The sequence below is a fragment of the Mycobacterium sp. E3198 genome (assembly GCF_001667015.1).
In the GTDB taxonomy this organism is placed as follows: domain Bacteria; phylum Actinomycetota; class Actinomycetes; order Mycobacteriales; family Mycobacteriaceae; genus Mycobacterium.
The window spans coordinates 1-1,445 of the sequence record NZ_LZIS01000263.1 but is presented as its reverse complement, the minus strand read 5'-3'; the positions used below and the strand labels follow the sequence as shown (position 1 = coordinate 1,445).

General features: G+C 69.9%; 2 protein-coding genes and 1 pseudogene. 2 read left to right on the top strand and 1 reads right to left on the bottom strand.

Annotated elements, in window-relative coordinates:
* Together A5673_RS29380 and A5673_RS27020 are read left to right on the top strand one after the other, a co-directional pair.
* Positions 1–179: pseudogene (locus tag A5673_RS29380) on the top strand (amidohydrolase); the annotation flags it as partial.
* A gap of 117 nt (positions 180–296) precedes the next feature.
* Complete coding sequence (locus A5673_RS27020) at positions 297–1,178, top strand: hypothetical protein (RefSeq protein WP_068239844.1); 882 nt, start codon at positions 297–299, stop codon at positions 1,176–1,178.
* Positions 1,179–1,257: 79 nt separating this feature from the next.
* Here A5673_RS27020 and A5673_RS27015 read toward each other — a convergent pair.
* The coding region (locus A5673_RS27015) for a PE-PGRS family protein (RefSeq protein WP_082958982.1) at positions 1,258–1,445 on the bottom strand (188 nt) is incomplete at its 5' end.

The following is a 1,445-nucleotide window of genomic DNA, read 5'->3' as shown; positions in this document are numbered from 1 at the left end:
GCGAGGACTTCTCCTGGTATCTGGAGGAGATCCCCGGCGCCATGGCGCGATTGGGCGTGTGGTCGGGCGAGGGGCCGCAGCTGGACCTGCACCAGCCCAACTTCGATCTCGACGAGCGCGCCCTGGCGATCGGGCTGCGCGTGCTGGTCAACATCGTCGAGCAGTCGGCCCTGTTCTAGGGCACAGTTGCCGCGAGCGCGCGTGTTTGTACGGCGACACGCCGTGCAGGGCGGCATTCTAAGGACGCTCAGCATGGTGAATTGCCGACGTCACGGGATGTCAAGACGATACCCGGCATGAACGCAGAGCTCGGCAGGTTGCTGGACATCCAGGGCGGAGTGGTGACTTCTGCTCAGGCGCTCACATTCTTGAGCCGTCGCGGGCTCGAATCGGACCTGAAATATGGGGCGCTGCAGAAGATTTGGTACGGCGTCTACGGCCGTGGCGAGGTCACGACGGCGTTGCGACTACGTGGGCTCGACCTGGCCGCCGGCTCGACGGTCGCGGCATGTCTGGGCACCGCCGCAGCGGCATACGGCTTCGACACCGAACGGACCGCCGACCTGCACGTGCTAAATCCCGGCGGTCGTCGACTGCGATCGACCGAGGGTTTGGTCGTCCACCGGCGGGAAGGTGCGCCGGTGACAGTCGTCGGAACCCGACCCGCCACCGCCGCCCCGTGGACCGCGATCGAAGTCGCCCGCTGCCTGCGCCGGCCCAGAGCCCTGGCAACGCTGGACGCCGCGCTGCGGAGCGGCACCTGTGGCCGCGACGATCTGGAGCGGGCGGTCAAGCAGCAGTCTGGACGGCGCGGGATCGTGACCGCGCGCGAGCTCGTTGCACTGGCGTCCCCGAAGGCGGAGTCGCCGATGGAGAGCGAGGCACGGCTGGTCATGATCGATGGCGGCCTGCCCGAGCCCGTGTTGCAGTACGAGGTCCTGGACTTGCAGGGACGCATCTGGCGGCTCGACTTCGCGTGGCCGGCATCTATGGTCGGTGCCGAGTACGACGGCGTCAACTGGCACAGCGGGCCGGACGCGTTTCTCCGGGACCGCCGCCGCTCTTCCGCACTCCAAGAGCTGGGATGGGTGATCGTGCCCATCATCGCTGAGGACGTCCGATATCGGCCTCGCGAGCTCGTCCGCCGGCTCGAGACGTATCTGCGAAGGGCAGCATGACGCCACGACGAGGGTCCGCAGAATGCCGGGGGGCGCGGCGTGTCGCCGTACAAACACGCGCGCTCGCGAGGCCGACTCGTTAGGGCTGGCCGTTCGCGCCCAACAGCAGCCCGCCGGTGCCACCGGGGCCGGGGGCGCCCGGGTTGGTACCGCCCGGCCCGGCGATGCCGCCGTTACCGCCGTTGCCGATCAGCACGGCGTTGCCGCCCGGGCCGCCGTCGCCGCCCGTCGACCCGGCGGCGGTAGCCGCCCCGCCGGCCCCGCCGG